At 63.6% G+C, this 21,961-nt stretch carries 15 protein-coding genes; 4 read left to right on the forward strand and 11 right to left on the reverse strand.

From position 1 onward, the window contains the following. Positions 1-3 precede the first annotated feature (3 nt). The 4 genes from AC1D1Y_RS02895 to AC1D1Y_RS02910 all read left to right on the forward strand — a co-directional run bounded on the left by AC1D1Y_RS02895 (position 4) and on the right by AC1D1Y_RS02910 (position 11,298). A complete protein-coding gene (locus AC1D1Y_RS02895) occupies positions 4-3,291 on the forward strand; it encodes a LamG-like jellyroll fold domain-containing protein (RefSeq protein WP_477681049.1) in 3,288 nt (1,095 codons plus the stop codon). A gap of 17 nt (positions 3,292-3,308) precedes the next feature. Beyond that, complete coding sequence (locus AC1D1Y_RS02900; protein WP_477681029.1) at positions 3,309-5,645, forward strand: DUF6531 domain-containing protein; 2,337 nt, start codon at positions 3,309-3,311, stop codon at positions 5,643-5,645. Positions 5,646-6,082: 437 nt separating this feature from the next. Next, a complete protein-coding gene (locus AC1D1Y_RS02905) occupies positions 6,083-8,722 on the forward strand; it encodes a LamG-like jellyroll fold domain-containing protein (protein WP_477681030.1) in 2,640 nt (879 codons plus the stop codon). Continuing rightward, on the forward strand, positions 8,719-11,298 hold the full coding sequence (locus tag AC1D1Y_RS02910; protein WP_477681031.1) for an Ig-like domain repeat protein: 2,580 nt from the start codon (positions 8,719-8,721) through the stop codon (positions 11,296-11,298). The genes AC1D1Y_RS02905 and AC1D1Y_RS02910 overlap by 4 nt, the downstream gene beginning before the upstream one ends. A 607-nt stretch (positions 11,299-11,905) precedes the next feature. Here the strand turns inward: AC1D1Y_RS02910 and AC1D1Y_RS02915 are convergent. From AC1D1Y_RS02915 to gspG, 11 genes are read right to left on the reverse strand one after another with little or no spacing between them, the layout of a single operon-like run. Further along, positions 11,906-12,391 (reverse strand): type II secretion system protein, encoded by a 486-nt coding sequence (locus tag AC1D1Y_RS02915; RefSeq protein ID WP_477681032.1) that lies wholly within the window; start codon positions 12,389-12,391, stop codon positions 11,906-11,908. A 17-nt stretch (positions 12,392-12,408) separates the two neighbouring features. Then, positions 12,409-12,894, reverse strand: a complete 486-nt coding sequence (locus AC1D1Y_RS02920) for a type II secretion system protein (protein WP_477681033.1) — start codon at positions 12,892-12,894, stop codon at positions 12,409-12,411. Continuing rightward, the gene (locus tag AC1D1Y_RS02925) at positions 12,891-13,292 is read right to left on the reverse strand and encodes a type II secretion system protein (RefSeq protein WP_477681034.1); all 402 of its coding nucleotides are present in this window, start codon (positions 13,290-13,292) and stop codon (positions 12,891-12,893) included. Before AC1D1Y_RS02925 ends, AC1D1Y_RS02920 begins: the two co-directional genes overlap by 4 nt. Before the next feature lie 38 nt (positions 13,293-13,330). Then, on the reverse strand, positions 13,331-15,403 hold the full coding sequence (locus AC1D1Y_RS02930; protein WP_477681035.1) for a secretin N-terminal domain-containing protein: 2,073 nt from the start codon (positions 15,401-15,403) through the stop codon (positions 13,331-13,333). After that, on the reverse strand, positions 15,400-16,050 hold the full coding sequence (locus tag AC1D1Y_RS02935) for a hypothetical protein (RefSeq protein WP_477681036.1): 651 nt from the start codon (positions 16,048-16,050) through the stop codon (positions 15,400-15,402). Before AC1D1Y_RS02935 ends, AC1D1Y_RS02930 begins: the two co-directional genes overlap by 4 nt. Beyond that, positions 16,047-16,682 (reverse strand): hypothetical protein, encoded by a 636-nt coding sequence (locus AC1D1Y_RS02940; protein ID WP_477652718.1) that lies wholly within the window; start codon positions 16,680-16,682, stop codon positions 16,047-16,049. Before AC1D1Y_RS02940 ends, AC1D1Y_RS02935 begins: the two co-directional genes overlap by 4 nt. Next, complete coding sequence (locus tag AC1D1Y_RS02945) at positions 16,679-17,362, reverse strand: hypothetical protein (protein ID WP_477681037.1); 684 nt, start codon at positions 17,360-17,362, stop codon at positions 16,679-16,681. The genes AC1D1Y_RS02940 and AC1D1Y_RS02945 overlap by 4 nt, the downstream gene beginning before the upstream one ends. Then, positions 17,359-18,198, reverse strand: a complete 840-nt coding sequence (locus AC1D1Y_RS02950; protein WP_477681038.1) for a hypothetical protein — start codon at positions 18,196-18,198, stop codon at positions 17,359-17,361. Before AC1D1Y_RS02950 ends, AC1D1Y_RS02945 begins: the two co-directional genes overlap by 4 nt. Before the next feature lie 9 nt (positions 18,199-18,207). Then, entirely contained in the window at positions 18,208-20,019 is a 1,812-nt protein-coding gene (locus AC1D1Y_RS02955; RefSeq protein ID WP_477681039.1) for a GspE/PulE family protein, read from the reverse strand. Positions 20,020-20,039: 20 nt separating this feature from the next. After that, complete coding sequence (locus tag AC1D1Y_RS02960; protein WP_477681040.1) at positions 20,040-21,269, reverse strand: type II secretion system F family protein; 1,230 nt, start codon at positions 21,267-21,269, stop codon at positions 20,040-20,042. A gap of 32 nt (positions 21,270-21,301) precedes the next feature. Then, complete coding sequence (gspG, locus tag AC1D1Y_RS02965; RefSeq protein WP_477681041.1) at positions 21,302-21,766, reverse strand: type II secretion system major pseudopilin GspG; 465 nt, start codon at positions 21,764-21,766, stop codon at positions 21,302-21,304. Positions 21,767-21,961: the final 195 nt, after the last annotated feature.

Below are 21,961 nucleotides of genomic sequence, written 5' to 3' on the forward strand. Positions count from 1 at the left end.
AACATGCCAGAAAGCAGCCTCAACAAGAGGCCTCGTGTTGTCGCTCCAAGCTGGCTCAAGCGTTTTGGCGTTGCGGCACTTCTGGCATGTGCACTGGGCACGGCATGGACAGATGCGCATGCCACATTCCCTGCGGCGTCGAACACACGGGTGTTCTATTGGGGCGCGGCGCCGGCTCCGCGATTTCTGGATGCGAATGCGGCGGCCTCGGCGATGCTGTTAACGCAGCAAAGCGCCTCGTATTACATTTGCGCCAACTATGTTGGGCAGCCCGGCTCTCCCGGTAGCTGTTCATTCACTGTCACCTCCTTGTCCAACACCGCGACGGGTTCGCAATCCTTTACCTATTACCAGTATGCAAAGGGGAGCAACAGCTACTCTGGTGCCGGCTCCTTCTATATATATACCTGGCTGGAAAATTATTGCCCGGCCAACTCCACCCTGTCGGGCGCTACCTGTACTTGCAATGCAGGCTATCTGCAGAATGCGGGCAACGACGGTTGCTATCAAAGTGAAACGGTAGACCTGCTTCGTGCGAGTAAAAACCGGAATTCGTGCCCTGCGCTAAATCCAGGTTTCGGTAACCCGATTTACCCTCTGACCGGGGGCAAAAAAGAAGTTGTAGAAACGGGTTTGACCGTTGGCGGACAGGCGCTGCGCCTGACCTATGACAGCGCCAGGCAAACCACGGCCGCTGCGGCTGCGGTGGCAGCGAAAGACTTTGGCGATGCCCCGTCTTTCGGGGGGTTATGGTTGAGCAGCCTGCATCGCCGCCTGGTCATTTCCCCGGCGGGCTTTGGCGCCCAGCTCTTTCGGGGCGATGGCACGGCCGTCAGCTTCCGGTATGAAGGCGGGGCCTACGTCACCGACCCAGACAGCAGCGACCAGTTGACCAGGGTTGGGCGCAACTATCGATATCTTGATTCGATCAGCAAAAGCATAGAGACCTACTCCGGCACGGGGCAGCTCAGCAGCCTCGCGGATGCTTCCGGCAACACGCTGAACTTTGCTTACAGCGCGAGTGCAAGCAGCGTCGCCCCCGCGGGCGGATACCTGGTGCAGGTGACGGACCAAACCGGGCGCAGCCTGCGCTTTGAGTACACATTGCCCGGTGGAGCTGCAGCCGCCACCGATGGCCGGGTTTCCGCCATTATCAATACGGCCGGCCAGCCCATCACAACGACGTACGACGCCAATGGCAACCTGGCTTCTCTTGCCTGGGAGGACGGCAAGACCCGCCGGTTCGTTTATGAAAACCCGCTGTTGAGCTGGGCCTTGACGGGTGTCGTGGACGAGAACAACAGCCGGCGGTCCACTTTCGGTTATGACAGTGCCGGGCGGGCGATTTCCACGGAATACGCAGGCGGCGTCAACCGCTACAGTGTGAGCTACGGCACGCCGCCGACGGTGGCCGTCAACCAGGTCTACGACGCAGCGGCCGCCATCACCTACCGCTACCACGAATGGCAGGCTCCATCGGGCGTTAGCCTGTCCACGCCCAATGCGCAAAGTGCCAGCCTGGGTGCCAGCGCAGTGCTGGGAGCGCCCACGATGACCAGCATCAGCCAGCCGGCGGGCTCCGGCTGCAGTGCCTCCACCAGCGTGTTGGGCTACGACACCAGCGGTAATGTCGTGAGCAAGGACGACTTCACCGGCCAGCGCAGCTGCTATGCCTACGACAGCGGCAACCGTGAGACTACGCGGGTCGAAGGCCTGGCCAACACGGCATCGTGTACCGCCGTCTTGCCCAGTGGCGCGGCGTTGCCTTCAGGAGCCCGAAAAATTGAAACCACCTGGCATCCGGATTGGCGATTGCCTGCAAAGGTGATTCAACCCTTGCTGAACACAGCTTTGGTTTACCACGGGCAGCCCGACCCTTTCAACAGCAACATTGCAGCGAGCTGCACGACGGCCTCGACACTTCCGGGCGGCACCGTATTGCCTGTCGTTTGCAAGCGGATCGAACAGGCCACATTGGGCAATGGCAGCCCAGATCCGGCAACGCTCGCCAGAATCACCCGCTTCACGTATGACGACGGCGGCCGAGTCCTCACCCGTGTGGATCCGAGCAACATGACCACCAGCTACGCCTACTATGCAGGCACCAGCTTTAGCGGCACCAGCGATGCAGGCTTTGCCAGCGTGAGTCTTTTGCTGCACGGCGACGGCGCCAACGGCAGCACCCTCTTCACCGACAGCAGCCCGGCCCCCAAAACCATCACCGCAGCCGGAAGTGCCGGAGTCAGCACGGCGCAAAGCAGGTTTGGTGGCGCGTCCGCGTACTTCAATGGCAGCGGGAGCTACCTCTCGATACCGGCCGATGCAAGCCTGGACGTCGGGCTGGGTGACTTCACGGTGGAGACCTGGTACTACGCCGGTTCGGCGACGACGGACCAGGCCATCCTCAGCGTCAACAGGCCGTCCGTTTCCGCCGGGGCCGACGTGGCCATGGGCATCCATCACTTTGGCGCATTACTCTCCGGGAAGGTGCGCGCCTTCATTTACAGCGGAGCCGATCAATACAGTGTTGACTCGTCCGGCGCCTTGACGGCAAACACCTGGTACCACCTCGCGTTCGTGCGCAATGGCGGTGTCCTGTCCCTGTACCTCAACGGCGTGCTGCAGAGTTCGGCCAGCGCGAATTTTGCGCCGAACACGCTGACGGCCGGTTGGTCGCTGTTTGTGGGACGTTTCGCTGACAGCAGTCCCCGGTATGTGAATGGGTATATCGACGACCTCCGGATCACCAAGGGCATTGCACGTTACACCGCCAGCTTCACGCCACCGGCCGAGGCATTTCCAAATGCGGCGCCGGTCATTGACCCAAATGCCGTAGGCCACACGGCTGGCGACCTGCAGAGCATCACCAATGCCGCGGGGCATGTAACCCAGTTCACGCTGTACGACAGGGCCGGGCGGGTCAGGCAGATGGTCGATCCCAACGGAATCGTCACCGACATGAGCTACACCCCCAGGGGCTGGGTCAGCAGCGTGGTGGTGACGCCACCCGGTGGCACTGCACGCACCACCACCTATACCTATGACAACGCGGGCCAGTTGACCGGCGTGGTAATGCCCGATGCCACGACGATGAGCTACAGCTATGACGCAGCACATCGCTTGACCAGTGTCACCGATGCCAAAGGCAATACCGTCACCTACACCCTGGACGCCATGGGCAACAAGGTCGGCGAGCAGGTCAAGGACCCCTCGAGCAACCTGCAGAGAAACATCACGCGCGTCTACGACGCCTTGAACCGGGTGCAGCAAGTCACTGGAGCGGGCAATTGAGAGCCGCAGTCAACTCAATGAGCCGCAATCATCTGAGGAAGCGCGCAGTCGTTGTCGCGGTTTTAGCCTGTGTGACGCTGGGTGCCTCGGCCGGCCCGCTATGGACTCGAAAAGCCTATTACGGTACCAGCATGACGGCCTGCCCGGCCGGTGAAGTGCTGGACTATTTTCTCTACTATTACGACTTCAGGCCCGAGAACCAGGGCGCCAGCTGGTGCGGGGCGGCTGCGGCCGCCGTGGCCGCATCCGATGCCCGCGAGGTGTACAACAAACCGGTCTTCATGACGAGCTGCAACGCCGGGGTCAGTTGGACCTATTCCCACCTGAATAAGCTCGATCCCAATTTCAGGTACGACAGCCCGCAGCTGGCGGACATCGGGATGATCTGCTGGGCCAAGCCCGTCTTGCCGGAACCGGAGCCAAAGCCAGAGCTAAAGCCGGAATCACAGCCAGAGCCAAAACCAGACCCGAAGCCGGATCCGACGCCAGACCCAAAGCCGAAGCCAAATTTCTGCTCTCAGGCGGACGGTCAACGCGTCGCCAATCCCATCATTCCCGGAACGGGAGAGAAGATCCAGACTGAGCAGGACTATGCAGGTTCCGGCCCGGATGGGCTGGCGTTTGTGCGGAGCTACCGAAGCCAGTGGGCGGCCGGCGGCGCCAAAGGCTTTGCGGTGGAAGCCGGTTTAAGCCAGCCGTGGTCGCACAACCATGCGGTGTCGGTGAACTTTGAAGGGCCGCCATCGACGGCCGGCAGCAAAGCCAAGGTCAATTTCGGCGATGGTTCCATACGCGTCTTTGACTGGAATGCCGGCACCGGTACGTGGGACGCCGCCAACAGCGCCGACAGCTTGACTGCCGGTACGCCGGGGTTGCTCTACAAGCGGCTGGACGACGACAGCCTCTGGCAGTTCGACGCCGCCGGCAGGCTGCTCACGGTAGCCCACAGAAACGGCTGGATCAACAGCTACACCTACAGCACGGCCGGCACCGTCTCGCCGGCTGCGCCGGTCGCGGGCCTGCTCATCAGTGTGAGCAACCAGTTCGGGCGCAGCCTTAACTTCGCGTACAACGCCAACGCCCAATTGACCGGCGTGACGATGCCCGACGGCCAGGCCATCGGCTTCAGCTACGACAGCTTTAGCAGCGTGACCAGCCTGGGCCGGCTGAGCACCGTCAGCTATCCCGGTACCTCGGGAGGCACAGCCAGCAAGACTTACCTGTACGAGAACACCACCTATCCTCAGTTGCTGACCGGCATCATCGACGAACTGGGCAACCGGCTGGCTACTTATGCATACGACGCGGATGGTCGCGCTACCAGCAGTGAGCACGCAGGCGGCGCCGACCTGCACACAGTCAGCTACGGCGCAGCCGGAGTGGCCACCGTCACCGACCCATTAGGCACGCAGCGAACCTACAGCTACGGCAGCATCAAAGGCAAACTGGTCGTCACCGGCGCGGACAAACCCAGTGGCAGCGGCAACAGCTCAGCCGCCAGCCGCGTGCAGGACGCCAATGGCTTCGTTACGCAAGAGACCGACTTCCTCGGCGTGACCACCATGTACACCTGGGACATCAACCGGCGGCTGCCTTTGAGTACCACGCTGGCATCAGGCCTACCCGAGGTGCAGACCAAGAGCACCCAGTGGCACGCGTCCTTCAGGCTACCCGTGCTCGTGACCGAAGCGGGTAGGACCACTGCCTACACCTACGACACACAAGGCAACAAACTGAGCCAGACCGCCACCGACACGGCCACCAATGTGGCTCGAACCACCAGCTGGACTTACAACCCGCAAGGCCTGATGGCTACGCAGGCTGCCAACGACGTCGTCACCCAGGCCTATGCCTACTACAGCGCCACCAGCTTTAGCGGCTCGGCGCCCAACGAAGTCGGCTATACGGCGGGCGACTTGCAGAGCGTCACGAACGCCATGGGACACGTCACGCAATTCACCTTGTACGACAGGGCGGGACGCGTCAGGCAGATGGTCGACCCCAAGAGTGTGGTCACCGACATCGCCTACACGTCGCGCGGCTGGGTGAGCAGCACCAGCGTCACGCCGCCGGGCGGAACGGCCCGTACCACGAACTACACCTACGACAACGCGGGCCAGTTAATCGGTGTCACCTTGCCCGACACCACCACCATGGGCTACAGCTACGACGCCGCGCACCGCCTAAAGGGTGTGACGGATGCCAAAGGCAACACCGTCACCTACACCCTGGATGCCATGGGCAACAAGGTCGGCGAGCAGGTGAAGGACCCGCAAGGCAACCTGCAAAGAAACATCACACGCGTCTATGACGCCTTGAACCGGGTCCAGCAGATTACGGGGGCGAGCAATTGAATTACGTTGAAGAAAACCAGGGCTGCAAATCGAAGGCGAAGCGAGCGAAGGCATCGGTGCTGCTCGATTTTGGAGGCAGCTTGGCCGATTTTTGTCGGCCAGGCGCTGCCATTCTGTTAGCGCTCATGCTGGCGGTAGCCTGGACGCCCGCGCGCGCCTTCCCACCTGCCTCCCAGCCTGTGCCTCCGGCCGATCTCGCGGAATGGAGCATTTTTCAGCTTACCAACTGCAACCACCCCAGTGGTGCCTTCTACCATCAATCCTGCAATGGTCCGATTACTGGCTATCCGGGGTTTGAGGGGGGTTACACCATCACGTATGCCAATGACTTGTTTTCTGGCACTCGCGCTTATGCGTACTATCCTGCCTCATCGGTACTAACTTGCCCTTTAAGCGCTGAGCTTGTGGGTGGGCAGTGTGTCTGCAAGCCTCCTTCGATGGAGAACACCGCTCAGACGGCTTGCGATTTACCGACTCCGCCGGCGGTCAAAAATCCCCCCGAGTCAAGCGCAAGATCAACGCCATCAAAAAAACCAGAGATCTGTGAGCGCCCACAGGACGGAAAGCAAACCCCCAAGCCAATCATCCCCGCAACAGGCGAGAAGATACTGGCACAAGCCGACTACACAGGGCAGGGCGCGGACGCGCTCAACCTGGTGCGGCACTACCGCAGCAGCTGGGCCGGTGGAATAGACAGGGGCCTGGCGGTCGATCCCGGGCTGACCCGCGCCTGGTCGCACAACCACGCCGTGTCGATCAAGCAGGAAGGCACGGCAGGCACCGCAGGCGGCGTCACCCGTGTCATCTTCGGCGACGGCAACGTACGCACCTTTAGCTGGAATGTCACCAGCAGCAGCTGGGATGCCGGCAACAGCGCCGATAGCCTGACGGCCAACACCACGGGCCTTCTCTATAAACGCCTGGACGATGACAGCCTGTGGCAGTTCGATGCCGCTGGCAAGCTGCTCACCGTGACCCAGCGCAACGGCTGGGTCAATACTTATACCTACAGCACCGCCTACAGCGCCATCGCCCCGGCGGCCAATCTGCTTGTCTCGGTCAGCAACCAGTTCGGCCGTAGCTTGAGCTTTGCCTATAACGGCGTCAACCAACTGGTGAGCGTGACCGCCAGCGACGGCCAGGTCACCAGCTACACCTACGACGGCACCACCGTCATCTCGCACCTGACCACTGTCAGCTACCCGGGCCTTGCCGGCGGCACTGCCAGTCGTACGTACCACTACGAGAACACCACTTACACCCAGATGGTTACCGGCATCACCGACGAGCGGGGAGTCCGCCTGGCCACCATTGCCTACGACAGCCAGGGCCGCGCCATCAGCAGCGCATACGCAGGTGGTGCCGACCTGTATGCGGTGAGCTATGGCGCCGCCGGGGTGGCAACAGTGACCGACCCGCTGGGCACCCAGCGCACCTACAACTACAGCACCAACAAGGGGCAGCTGGCCGTTACCGGCGCCGACAAGCCCAGCGGCACCGGCAACAGCTCGGCCGCCAGCCGGGTGCAAGATGCCAATGGCTTCGTCACCCAGGAGACCGACTTCCTGGGTGTGAACACCATGTACACCTGGGACGTCGACCGTCGCCTGCCCTTGACGACTACCGAGGCGGCGGCCCTGCCGGAGGCGCGAACCACGAGCACCCAGTGGCACGCTTCCTTCGGGCTGCCGGTGCTCGTCACCGAAGCGGGAAGAAGCACCGCCTACAGCTACGACACACAGGGCAACCGGCTCAGTCAGACTGTCACCGACACCGCCAGTAATGCGGCCCAAACTACCAGCTGGACCTACAACCCCCAAGGCCTGGTCGCCACCCAGAGCACCAACAACGTCGTCAGGCAGACCTACGCCTATTACACGGACAGCAGCTTCAGCGGCACGGCGCCCAATGAGAGCAATATCGATCCAGAGCTGAGCCGCGTCAGCTTGCTCCTCAGTGGCATCGGTGTTCCCGGCTCCCTCCTCGTTGACAGCAGTCCGTCGACCAAGCCCTTGACGAGATGGGGTAACGCGCAGATCAGCACCGCCCAGAGCAAGTTCGGCTACAGCTCGATCTACTTTGATGGGAACAGATCGTCCGTGAGCACTCCATCGGCAACGGACTTCCAGTTTGGCGCCGGGGACTTCACGATTGAAACCTGGGTGTATCAGACAAACCGCAACACGGGATCCTATGGGGCATACCAGCATGTTGTGGGGCAATACGAAGTGACCGTCAACTCAAACACCAGTTTTGCGTTGCTCGTTGCCGACGGCCGCCCTGAAGCCGCATTCTGGTCGGGTAACGCAGTGGCCGCGGACGTCAGCGCGGCAAATCCCTTACCCTTGAATACGTGGGTGCATCTGGCCGCAGTGCGCAGCGGCAATCTGGTGACCCTTTATGTCAACGGCGTGAGCGCCGGCTCCGCAGCCTTGACTGCCAGCCTGGACATTTCTACCCGGAACGTCACGGTGGGTGCGGACAGTGCCCGCCAGATAGGCTTGAGCGGCTACCTCTCCGACCTGCGGGTCACCAAAGGAGTGGCGCGGTACACCGCGAACTTCACGCCACCGGTACGGGCATTTTCTGATACGACGCCGGTCATTGATCCCAATACCGTAGGCCACACGGCGGGCGACCTGCAGAGCGTGATGAATGCCGCGGGACATGTAACCCAGTTCACCTTTTACGACAGGGCAGGGCGGGTCAGGCAGATGGTCGATCCCAAGGGAATCGTGACCGACATGACCTATACCCCCCGCGGCTGGGTCAACGGCGTGTCAGTGACCCCACCAGGCGGGACGGCCAGAATTACAAGCTACACCTACGACAACGCAGGCCAGCTGACAGGTGTCACGCTACCCGACGGCAGCACCATGAGCTACAGCTACGACGCAGCGCACCGATTGACCGGCGTCACCGATGCCAAAGGCAACACCGTGAGCTACACCCTGGATGCCATCGGCAACAAAGTCGGTGAACAGGTCAAGGACCCTTCGGGCAACCTGCAAAGAAACATCACGCGCGTTTACGACGCCCTGAACCGGGTCCAGCAAGTTACGGGAGCGAGCAATTGAACACCACCACAACCATCACCATTACTCAAGCAGGAGGAGTCAGCATGAGCAGCCCTAGCCCCACCCGAGCCTTCACCGCGTGGCTAAGCCGCCTGGTGCTGCTCATCCTCATGGCCCCGGTCATGGCCTTTGCCGCCACCCCGACGACCACGGCGCTCAGTAGTAGTAGCGGCACCGCTCCGGTTGGCCAGAGCGTTACGCTGACTGCTACCGTCACGGGTGCCAGCCCGACGGGCACTGTGACTTTCAAGGATGGTACGGCGACGGTGGGCAGCAGTGCGCTGACAGGCGGCGTGGCAACGCTCGCTACCAGTTCCCTGGCCTTAGGCAGCCATACCCTGAGCGCTGAATACGCGGGCGACACCAACAACGATCCGTCCACTTCGGCAGGTGTCAGCGTCGCGATCAACACCGGCACCCTGACCTGGCAGTACGGCTACGACGCCATGGGCCGACCCACTACGGTGCTCGATCCCAACGGCCTGGCCACCTACACCTACTACGACAGCCTGGGCCGGCCGATCCAGACCCAGCAGCCCGCCAATACCGGCAGTGCCACCACCACCACCGGCTTTGCCTACAACGCCAATGACAACCTGACCCAGGTCACCGACCCGCGCAACCTCAATACCACCTACACCCCGAACGGCCTGGGCGATATCACGGCGCAGACCAGTCCCGACACCGGCACCAGCCAGTACAACTACGATGGCAACGGCAACGTCCTGACCAAGACCGACGCCAGGGGCAAGCTCACCCAGTACGCTTACGACAACCTCAACCGCCTGACTAGCGTCAGTTATCCCACCGGCACCCCCAGCGTGTTTGAGTACGACGGCGGCAGCATCCCCGCGCCCGCCGCTGTAGGAGAACTCACGAAAATCACCGATGCCTCCGGCCAGACGGTCTACAGCTACGATAGCCTGGGCCGCAAGACAGGCAAAACCCAGACCATAGGAAGCAAGACCTTCACCGTGGGCTACACCTGGGGTGACAGCGGCAGCGCGCTGGACAAGCTGACTGCGATTACCTATCCGAGTGGTGTGCGTGTCAATTACAGCTATGACGCGCAGGGCGTGATTTCCGGGATCACGGTCAATCCACCGAACACCAACGGTGTAGGCACCAACACCGGTACCACCCTGCCGATGTTGAGCGGCATCACTTCAAATGCGGAGGGGAAGTTCACAGGCTGGACCTGGGCCAGCACCAAGACCCAGGCGATTAGCTACGACGCCAACGGCCAGATCAGCGCTTATAACCTGGGTGATCCGACAAGCACGGGTATTCGTCGCACCATCGTTCGCGACAGCGCGGGGCGCATCACAGGTTACACGCACGTCAGCAACGGAACCCCCGTTCCCACCCTGGACCAGAGCTTTAGTTATGACAACCTGAACCGCCTGATCAGTGCGACGCTGGGCAGCACAGCGATTCAGTACAGCTATGACGCCACGGGCAACCGCACAGCGAAAGTCTTGAGTGGAGCGAGCTACCCCAACACTATCTCGGCCACTAGCAACAAGCTAGACCAGACCCAGGATGTGGGCGGTGCGGCCACGGTGGTGCATGACGCGGCTGGCAATATCACGAGTGACGGGGCCAACGCCTATACCTACAGTGATCGGGGACGTCTGGCGACCATGACGAATACCGGTGGTACGGTCACTTACGGCTACAACGCGCTGGAGCTTCGAGTCGGAAAAACCGGACCGACGGCGCTGGTGCCCACGGGCGCTATCTACTATGTCTATGATGAGGCGGGCAAGCTGCTCGGGGAATACGACTCAAACGGAACGCCGCTGTATGAAACCATCTACTTTGGCCTGCCGGTGGGGGTGGTCAAGCAGACGGGAACCGCCGCGGCCAGCGACATCGCGATCAGCTTGTATAACGTCTCGACCGACCAATTGGGGGCGGCGCGCATCATCACGCGGCAAAGCGATGAGATGACGGTGTGGAGATGGGATACGGCTGAGCCCTTTGGCGCTACGGCGCCGGACCAGAATCCGAACAGTCTCGGGACCTTCAGCTTTAACCAACGTCTCCCGGGCCAGGTGTTTGATGCCGAGAGTGGGCTGTTTCAGAACTGGTACCGGGAGTACAACCCGAGGATCGGGCGGTATATGCAGTCGGATCCCATTGGATTGGCCGGAGGAATCAATACTTTTGCGTATGTAAGTGGCGATCCGCTTGGGCTAATTGACCCAGCGGGATTAATGGGGAATGGTGCGAATGGCCGAAGGCCAACGCCAACGCCAACGCCAACGCCGGAACAAACTGCAACACCTCAGTCTTGTACGGCCAGTTGTGATGTTGCCTATCAGTCTTGCAAAAACCTGGTCGATTGGTATCCTGCTGCATCACGTATTGTTGGAGGGTTGATCGGAGCCGCCGGCGGAAAGGCTTTGGCTGGTGGCGGCGGGACTGGTAGTGCTACAGGTGCTGCGGTTGGCGGTGCTTCTCTCAATATCGTTGATGGAGTGACGGGTATGTCGCAAAGCGGTCTTTATAAAGGTTGTGAAGCAGGCTATGCTGCTTGCAAGGCCAAATGCATTTCCTGTTCTACAAAATGACTATGCGACTACTTGGAATACTTGCCCTAATCCTTGCCAATGCTGCCTTGTATTCGCTGCTTGAGGTAAGAGTCGGTTCAACTCTTTACTACGCATTAATTGCGTTTTTGTCTATATTTTTTGTCTTCTGTTATGTTTCGATCATCAAATTAGACGAGCGAGTTAGGAAGCTAGAAAATAAAATTTTCTAAGCAGCAACCGGATCGTCCAGATGTGGATTTTCGTGTGTGTTTGATCCGTTTTTTCATCGAGCACCGAGCCACTGATGATGTCCTTTTGCGCAGAACTGGCAATCCACATTTCAGGGTTCTGATGGGATCAAGCGACTGCGAAAAAGGTGGGTCACATCGACGCGAAACTTAACAGATCAAAGTCCCAAGGCAAAAGAGGATACTGAATCTAGTGGCAGTGCGCTGAATAAATTTCTGAAAAAGTCGAATGCCATCGCAATTTCATTGCGTGCGAATGGTGCGGATGATGGTGTTCTGCTGTTTACCGAAGATTTGTGCAGAAAGATTTACGGTAGAAGTCCGAAGCAGTGATGCGCCTGGAAACTCACCTTGTCGAATTGCGCTGAAGCCTGATCCGAGTTTGAGTATTTAACTTATCAATTCACCGAAGCCACAAACACCCACTCCGCATAAGTCTCCTTGTCCTGGAAGTCCCGGTACTGGATCGGGAATTCCCTTTTCTTGAAGGCGCTTTGCGTCGAGCGGCTGTGCACACCGAGGATGCCGCCGGCGCCTTGCATCAGCACCCAGTCGGCTTCGCCCGTCATGGGGTCGGGGTAGAGGCGGCGCAGATGCCGCACCGGCATCGGGAAACGTTTGTCCTCCAGCAGGTCGTCGAGTGAGCGCGGCAGGGACTGGCTTTTGCCGGATGGCACGCTGCTGTAATACGACTTGATGGCGCGACGGTACTGGTCGCCGACGAAGAGCAGCTCTGTCTCTTTGGCGCGCTGGCTGTGGGTGCGCTGCAGTTCCACCATGGCCGATGCGCCCAGGGTGGTAAGCAGCAGAAAAATCAGTACCGCGAGCAGCACCAGGCCTGACTGCGTGGCGAAGGGCTTGCGTGGGCGGCTGGCTTTTGTCATGGCTTGAATGAGCCTCGTCACCAGGCGCTGTAAGCCGAGCCGTCCAGAGCGCGCCTGGCCGACTTCGATGAGACGTCAAACACATCGGCGCCCGGTTGCGGCGCTTCGGCGCTGCTGCTGTAGGCGCGGGTGTTCCAGGTCTGCCCATCCGCCAGTGCGGGGTCTTCAGCGAAAGGGTCGCGCGGAATCCTGCGCAGCAGCACAAAGGGCTGGGCAGAGAAACCAAAGGCGGCGGAGCGCGGCACGCCGGTGACCAGTGCCTCCAGCGACGGCGGGTAGCCCGAGGCGCCTACGCCCTTGTCAATGACGCCCGCGTCGGAGGCCGCCTTGTAGCTGTCGAGCGCCTGGCGTATGACACGCAGGCCTTGCTTGAGCTCGGCTTCCTTGGCGCGTGTCTGCACCACCTGGGTCAGGGGCACGGCCACCATGGCGAGCAGGCCGACGATGGCCAGCGAGACCAGCAGCTCGATCAGTGTGAAGCCGCGCTGCGCCGGCTGCTTCATGGCGCGGTGCTTTCCGTGGCTGGTGCCGGCGATGGGCCCGGCACATTGGGCGCGCGCACGTCGTAGATGCCGGGCTCGGCGCTGTTCGGGAAGGGCAGGGTCTCCCAGGCCCGTGAGCCGGACACCGGGTCCAGCGGGATCTCGCGCAGGTAACGTTTGTCGACCACCTCCTGCAGCTGCGCCGGGTACTTGCCCTGGTCGGCGCGGAATTTGTCGATCGCGTCGCGCAGCGTGGCGAGGTTTTGCGCCTGGACTTTTTCCTTGCCGCCGTCGAGCGCCTTGAAGTAGCGCGGCGTGGCCAGCGTGAGCAGCAGGGCCAGGATGGAGAACACCACCAGCAATTCAATCAGGGTGAAGCCCGCCGCGCGCGAGGGGCCGGCGGCCGTTCGCATATTCATCAGGCGGAAACTGGAGAGAGGGCTCACATCGCCTCTTGTTAGCGCTTGATCATGGGCGGAGGCGCCGGCAGGCCGCCGCCGCTCAGCGGCATGGCGGGGGCGGGCTGCGGAAGGGGCTGCGGCACGGACGGCGCGGGCGATGGTATTCCAACGCCGGGTGCCTGCGGCGCCGGCGAGATGCCGCTGGCGGGCGCGGCGGTAGCGGCGGGGCGGCCGCCCAGCCCGTTGGGCAGGCTCAGGCCGCCCACGGGATCGCCGAGGATCTGCCGGTCGCGCAGCGTCAGCGCCGTGCCCGAGAACACGCTGGCACGGTCCAGGCCGAGGTTGGCGTAGTTGCGCACGATGCGCGGCGTGATGGCGAGAACAATTTCGGATCGGGATTTGTTGCTGCCCGAGTTGCCGAACAGGCGCCCGACCACGGGCAGATGCCCCAGGCCCGGAATCTTGTCGGCGGTGTTGCGCTCTTCGTCGGTGATCAGGCCGCCCAGCACCTGGGTCTCGCCGTCGGCCAGGCGCAGAAAGGTGCTGGCGTTGCGTGTGCCTATCTGGTACGAGCGGCTGCCCTGTGCGTCGGTGAACTCACGCGCGATGTTGCTGACCTCGAGGTTGATCTTGATGCCCACGTCGTTGCTGGCGTAGACCTGCGGCTCGAACTCGAGCTTGAGGCCGACGTCCTGGTAGGTGATGGTGCCGGTGACGACCGAGGAGCCGCCGTTGACCGGCGTGACGTTGTTGATGATGGTGGGCACGCGGTCGCCGATCATGATCTTGGCTTTTTCGCGGTTGCGCGCGCGTATGCGCGGGCTGGCCAGGATGCGGGTCTCGGTGTCCTGCAGCTTGAAGTTCAGCGTGCCCGCGATAGGCGTGACGGTCAGGCCGCCCACGCCCAGCTGCCTGAGCTGGGCGATGGTGAGGTTGCTGACCGTGCCGCCCGGCGTGGTGGCGCCGCCGCTGGGTGTGCTGATGGTGATGGCATTGGGCGGGGAGACGCCGAGGTTGCTGTTGCGGCCCTCGGAGATCTCCAGCACCTCCACTTCCAGCATGACTTCCGGGTCAGGCTCGTCGTGCAGGGCGATCAGTTTTTCGGCGATGCGCAGGGTCTCGGGCGTGTCGCGTATGACCAGCAGGCCGCTGCGTTCGTCGGCCGAAACGTCCTTGAGCTTGAGCATGGTCTTGAGCATGCCGGCCAGGTACTTGAGGTCGCTGTTGGTGACGCGGAAGGAGCGCACCGTCAGTTCCTGATACTCCGACTGCTTGGCCGCCGTGGCCGCGTACACCATCAGAGTGTTGCTGTTGACGATGCGTTTTTCGAGCTGGTTCTGCATCAGGATCAGGTCGATCGCGTCCTCAACCGCCACGTCCTTCACAAAAATCGTCACCCGGACGTCGCTCTTGACCTCTCGGTCCAGCAGGATGTTCAGGCCGGTGGATTTCGACAGGGCTTCAAACACGGTGCGCATCGTGGCATCGCGAAACTGCAGCGTCACCGGCGAACCCATGACCGACTTCGCTTCCCTGAAGCGGTCGCGCTCAAGGTCGGCTACGGCCCTGGCGTCGAGGACGGCTTTCCGGAGCTGTGCCGCCTGTTTGTTGCCGGGCTGGTCGGCCAGCACCCGCGCCGCGCGCTCACCGGCCGCTTCGAGCTTGCCTTCCTTGAGGTAGCGTTCGCCTTCGGCCAGCAACTGGTCGTTGCGCACGTCCTGGTCCAGTGCCTTCAGGGACGCCGCGGCCCGGGCATTGCTGGGGCTCAGGGCCAGCGCCCGGCCGTAGAGGTCGCGCGCACCGGCGATGTCTCCGCTGGCGCGCACCAGGTCGCCTTGCTTGACGAAGGCATCGGCATGCTTGTCGCGCTGCACCAGGTAGTCGATCTTGTAGTACTGGTTGGCCTCGTCGAGCTCCGTCGCTTTTTTGAGCGAGGCGACGCCGGCGTCGACGTTCCCCTCGCCGATCTGGCCCATGCCATCGTTGTGGTAGCGCGCACCGGCGCAGGCCGTCAGCAGCAAACAGGCCACCACGCTGGACGCGATGGGCGTCATGCGCCTGCGCTCTTCGACGCGCCCTGTGGAGCCGCCGCTTCCGGAGAGCCCGGCATTTCGCTTGAGTGTTTTCATCGTGGAGTGTCCAGAAGTAGAAGCGACTGTTTTTGGCCCAGGGGGAGGTAGGTGAACACCACGCGCTCGCTCGTGATCTCGTCGACGCGGTAGCTGCCGGCGACGGTGTCGCCTTTTTGGATGACGGTCAGGTTGTCGCCATGCTGGATAAAGGCTTGCTGCTGGCCGTTGCCGATCTTTTTCCCCTGGATCGCACCCACCGCGGTAAACGGCAGCGGCGGAGCCGTGGGCGGCGGCGGCGGCTCGGCGGCCACCGCCGGTGGTGGCGGCTTGCGGGGTTTGACGGGGGCGGGCGGCGGCGCGGGTGGGGCCACCACCTGGGGCGGCGGCACAAACTCGGGCGCCAGCGGGCCGAAGGGATCGCGCACCACCATTTTGTTCATGCGCAGGCTGGGGCTGTTCATTGCGACCTCGAGGCGCTGGGGTGCGGCATCGGCAAGAGGCGGCGTGGCATTGGCTTGCTGTGAGACGACCGGCGCCGTTCGCTGGCGCGGCGCCGCTGCCAGGTCCAGGTCCTCGTCGCCGCCTGGCCATTTGCCCTGCATGGCGGCCGCCAGCACAAAACTGGCCAGGCCGGCCGCGACCAGGACGGCGGCCTTCTTCCAGCCGCCCTGCGTGGTGCCGGCTTTCGAGGGGCCGGCGCTCACGGCATGCCTTTCGTGCCGCCCGGCTCGGGCGTACTGGCCGGCCGTCTTGGCGCCGCGGGCCGCGCGCCCTGGGCTTGTTCCGCGCGCGGGGCATACACCAGCGCGAGCTTGAGGAAAACCTGGTGCTTGACGGCCGTGCCGTCCTTGCGTTCTATGCGCAGCTCCTGCACCGCCGCGTGCGGCATGGCGTTGAGCACGCTCGCCAGAAACTCCTTGAGCGCGCCGTAGTTCTCATTGATGCGCAGGTCCACCAGGCGCGTGTCCAGGCCCAGCGCCGTCGGGTCGGCGTCGCGGTAGTCGCCGCTGGCCAGCACAATGCCCTGGCTTTTCGCGATGTCAAAAATCTGCGCCAGGTCGGCCGTGTAGTCGGTCGAAGGCGGGAAGATGACAGGTATGCCGCGCGGTGCGTTCGCGGCGGGCCTGGGGCTGGTTTTCTGGGCCTGCCGCAACTCCAGCTGCAGCTTGTTCTTCTGCAGGCGCAGTTGGTGGGAAAGGCCCAGCAGCAGGGCGCCCACCAGCACCAGCCCGGCGCCGCACAGCACGGGCCAGCCCAGCGCGCGCAGCGGCTCCAGGCCCGCGCCGCTGCGAAGCCGGTCAAGCGAGCTGGTGATGAACGCGGGGCTGCGCATCATGGCGTGGGCGCCTTGGCGATGCCCGGCTTCAGCACGGGGGCCGAGACTTCAACCGGCATCAGCGGGCTGAGGGCGGCCGGCGCGCCGGCGGGCGGCTCTTTCGCGAGGAACACGCCTTCGTTCAGGCGGTTCCAGCCGGCCGTCAGCCGGAAGCGGAAGGTGGCCGGGTTGCTGCGCTCGTCGAGCTGGTGGCTCACAATGCGCACGTCCGAGAAACCGCTCACGGTGCTGAGCGCCTCGGTGTAGGCCAGCATGGACGGGTAGTTCGAGGCCATCAGGGTCAGCTCTATCTTGCGGCTGGCCGGGTTGGCGGTGTTGGGCACCATGGACAGCAGGGTGACGCGCCCTTCGACCGTGTCGGCGGCGGCTTCCAGGGCCTCGAACATCAGCGACCACGGCGTTTGCAGCAAGGCTTCGAGCTGGCGCCTGGCCTTGATTTTTTCGAGCATGGCGGGGTTGTTCTCGGCCTGCCGCAGCTGTTCGCTCAGCGCGTTTTGCTGCTTCGAGATCTTCGCCTGCTGCGAGCGCACGCCCTCCAGCAGCGCGCCGGCCCGCGACGTCATGTAGAGGCCGGCCAGCGCGAAACACACGCCCGCGGCCAGGATGGCCCAGCTCAGCGGGCGGTAGCGCGCCGCGCCCGGCGCGAACTCAAAAGGGCTCTCGACCAGGCGCCGGCTCATGCTGCAAGCTCCGTGGCGGCGGGCCAGGCACAGGGAACGACCTGCTCATCAAGGCTCGCACCCGAGGCGATCAGGAAGCGGTCCAGCGCGGGCTGCAGCCAGGGGTCGCTGTCGCTTGAGAGCGCCGGCGTGGCCATGCGCCAGGAATTCACGGCACTGCCGTTCACCACGCGCACAAAACTCAGCGCCGCATGCCGGCGGCCCGAGGCCTCAAGCTCCGTCCACACCAGCGTGCGCGCATCGCGCCGGCGCCGGCTTTGTTCGAGTTCGCTGTCCAGCCTTTCCACCAGGGCCGGCCGGCAGCTCGCGAGCTTCATGCGCTGGGCCTGGGCCAGCGCCTGCAGGCCGGCGACCAGGGCCGATTCGAAGGTGACCACGCACACATGCGCCTGGTTGGCCTGGATGCGCCAGCGCACCTCATGCCCCGCCGCCTCCAGGCCCAGCGCCTCCTGCGACAGCGCCTTCGCCACGGTTCGCAGTTGCTGTTCGGAGCGCGCCGAGGGTGAAGAGAAATCCATGGGCGCGATGCCGAGGTAGGAAGTGCCCACCCCCGTGCGCACCACGAGGCGGCAGCCGTCCAGCGGCGCCGGTTGGCGCGCGCGCAGCGCCTGCAGGGCCAGCGCGGCGGCTTCGAGCAGGGCGCTGAGGGTATCGGCGCGCGTTGCGGCAGGAACCCAGCCGGCTGTTTCGCTGAGCGTGGCGGCCGGCGCCTGCTCAAGCGGCTTGCGCCTGGCGTGCAAGCTGCGCACCACGCGGCTCCCCCAGCCGGGCGCGGCCGGCTTGAGCGTCGCCTTCAGGTGGGCGGCGCCTATGTCGAGATGGATCATGGCCTTCATGGCTGGCGCTCAGGCATGGGACGCCTCCGTGGGCTGCGTGGCCTGCAGGTTCTCGCGCGGCGTGACGCGGTTGATCTCTTCCACGGTGGTCTGGCCCCCCATGGCCAGGGACACGGCCGAGTCGCGCAAGCTCATGAAGCCTTTGCCGCGCGCCACTTGCTTGATCTGGGAGATGGGCGCTTGCCGCACCAGCAGGTCGCGGATGTCGTCGTCCATCTCCAGCGTCTCGGCAATCGCCAGGCGGCCCTTGTAGCCGGTGCCGCGGCAATGCGCGCAGCCCACGGCCTGCATGAACTTCGCCTGTCCCAGGTCCAGGCGCTCCGCGGGGATGCCCAGCCGCACCAGTTGTTCGGCCGCCAGGCCGGCGGGCACCGCGCAATGGGCGCACACCGCGCGCAGCAGGCGCTGGGCGACGATGCCGGTCAAGGCCGACACCAGGCTGTAGCTGTCAACGTTCATGTTCTTGAAGCGGCCGATCACGTCGAACACATTGTTGGCGTGCACCGTGGTGAACACCTGGTGGCCGGTGAGCGCGGCCTGCACCGCGATCTGGGCCGTCTCGGCGTCGCGTATCTCGCCGACCATGATCTTGTCGGGGTCGTGGCGCAGCACGGAGCGCAGGCCGCGCGCGAAGGTCAGGCCTTTTTTCTCATTGACGGGAATTTGCAGCACGCCCTTGAGCTGGTACTCGATCGGGTCTTCGATCGTGATGATCTTGTCCAGGCCGGTGTTGATCTCGGAGATCGCCGCGTACAGCGTGGTGGTTTTTCCGCTGCCGGTGGGGCCGGTCACCAGCAGCAGGCCATAGGGCAGGCTGGAGGCCTGGCGGATAAAGTCCTTGGCGCTTTGCGCGAAGCTCAGGGTGTCCAGGCTCAGCGTCTGGAACTGGCCGGTCAGGTGCTTGCGGTCCAGCACGCGCAGCACGGCGTCTTCGCCGAACAGGTTGGGCATGATGGAAACGCGGAAGTCGATCTCGCGCCGCTCGACACGGACCTTGAAGCGGCCGTCCTGCGGCGTGCGCCGCTCGGAGATGTCGAGTTCGGACAGCACCTTGATGCGCGAAATCGCCTGGTGCCCCATCTCGGCGCTGTCGATGCGCTTGACGTTTTCCAGCACGCCGTCAATACGGTACTTGACGTGCAGGCCGACCGGCTGGGTTTCAAAGTGGATGTCGGAGGCGCCCATCTTGAGCGCGTCGTACAAAATCGAATCGACCAGGCGCACCAGCGGGTTGGCCGTGGTCTCTATGCCCGCGATGGACAGGGACACGACGGAGGCGTCGACGGATTCTTCCCGTGCCAGGCCGCCGGCTTCTTCTTCCGCGGCGCTGCCCATGGCCATCAGGTTGCGCTCGGCATGCGCCAGCCAGGCCTGCACGTCCTCGGCCAGCGCCAGCCCGCGTACCACCTCATCCGCGCCGGTGCCGCCCAGGCGCAGGTCTATCCACTCCTGGCCCTTGAGGTCCAGCGGGTCGCTGACCACGACGGTGCGCAGCTTGGCGCCGGAGGGCCCGGTGGACCAGCCGCCCAGGCAGCCGCGCGCCTGGCAGTCGGCAAACGAGATCAGTTCAAAGTCGGGTGTGATGCCTTGCAGGTCTTCCGTCGCCATGGCGCGCAGGCCCAGGGCGGCTGCGACGTCGGCCAGCACGCGCGCCGCCTCAAGCCCGCTTTGCTGCACCATCCATTGCAGGCGCGAACCCACGGTCGCTGCCTGAACGGCTTGCTGCATCAGCGCGCGGCCGACCTGGCCGGCGGGCGGCGCTGCAGGAGGCGCAAGAGACGCAAGAGGCGCAAGAGGCGCAAGGGGGAGGGGGGCGTTCATGGGCGAAAGCAGTGCCAAGCTCAGTTCAGGCTGGACGCCAGGTCGAAGATGGGCAGGTACATCAGGACCACGATGGCGCCTATGACGGTGCCGATCACGATCATCAGCGCGGGCTCGACGACGCGCGTGGCCACGTCGATGGAACGCTGCAGCCTGCGCTCGTAAAACTGCGCGATGCGTTCCAGCATTTCCGACATGGAGCCGGTCCGCTCCGCCACCTTGAGCATGCTGGTGGCCACCGGGTCGGACAGGCCCGCGCCGGACAGGGCCGCGCTCATGCTGAGGCCTTCGCGCATCGACACAATGGCGCGCTCCAGCCGTTCGCGGTCCGCGTCATTGAGCAACTTGGCGCCGTGCTCCATCGCGCGGTGGATCACGATGCCGCGCGAAACAAGAATGGACAGCGTGCGATACAGCTGCAGGTGCTGGAATTCGCGGATCACCCCGGCGATATAGGGAATGCCCTGCAGCCAGCGCGAACGCACGCCATGCGCGCGGAAGTGCGCGGCCACCCAGGCCCCCAACACGAAGACGGCGCCGAAGAACAGCGCCAGTATCCAGGGCTTGTCGGCCACCAGCCGGCCCCAGGCCATCAGGCCGGCCGACAGCATGGGCAGCTGCGTGCGGGTGCCGTCCAGCAGGCCGGCGAAGCGCGGGATCACCACACCCATGAGGAACATCACGACCAGGCCGCCCACCACCAGCAGCACCATGGGGTAGACCGAGGCGCCTATCAGTTTGTCCTTGAGCGCCTGCATTTCACGCTGGTGGGCCGCATAGCGGGCCAGGCCTTTACCGAGGTCGCCGGTGCGCTCGCTGGCCTCCACCGTGGCGACCAGCAGCTCCGGGAAGGCGCCCGTCAATTGCATGGCCGTGGAAAGATTGCGGCCTTCCGACACCGCGCGCGCCACCTGTTCGATGAGCTCGCGCCGCGCGCCGGCGGTTTCCTTGCTGCCCAGGGTCTGCAGCGCTTCGGTGACGCTGAGGCCGGCGTCGATCAGCGCCGCGAAATCCTGCGAGAAGGAAGCGGTGTCCAGCCCCGAGCGCGAGGGCGCCGCGGATTTGGCGCGCACCAGGCCGCTGAAGCCCGCGCCGGATTCCCTGGCGGCCTCGCAGCTCAACACGGTGAAGCCGCCGCGCGCGGTTTGCGCGAGCGCTTCGGCGGACGTGGCCGCGCGCACCTGGCGCGACGCGATGCGCCCCGCGCTGTCGCGGGTGACAACGTCATACAGGGCGTGAGCCGCGGACATGCGTGAAACCGTTACGGTGCCGGAAGCTGCCGTCAATTGGCCGAATGCAGCGAGACGTCCTGCGCCTCGCCGGTGCCGCCGGGCTTGCCGTCGGCGCCGTAGGAAATGATGTCGATGGCCAGCGCGCCCGGCTGCAGCACGTAGGCGTAGTCATTGCCCCAGGGATCGGCCGGCAGGGCTTTCTTGAGGTAAGGCCCTTGCCATTTGGCGACGCCCGAAGGCTGGGTGTTGAGCGCGCTGAGCCCCTGTTCCGCGGTGGGGTAGCTGCCCACGTCGAGCCGGTATTGGTCCAGCGCCTTGTCGAGGGATTCGATCTGCGCCTTGGCGATCTTGGATTTGGATTTGCTGACCGAATCAAAGTAGCGCGGCGCGACCAGGCCGGCCAGCAGGCCGATGATGACCACCACCACCAGTAGCTCCAGCAGCGTGAAGCCGTGTGCGCGTTTGGAGCCGGTGGGAACGGAGTGGGTTCGCGCTGGATGCGTGAAGAGATTCAAAAAGTTTCCCCTCCCAGGGAAATGAGTCCATGCATTTTGCGGACGCGATGGGAAATATTTATTTTTCGACGGCCATGCCGTCTGCCGTGACCTGCGCTGTGGTTTTACTTAACCGGGACTTAACCCGGCGCAAATCGATACTGAAAAGGTACTCAATCCAGAAGGAAATTGCACCGAAACAACCCCCGCTAACGC

It is taken from the genome of Polaromonas sp. P1_G1 (assembly GCF_056405595.1).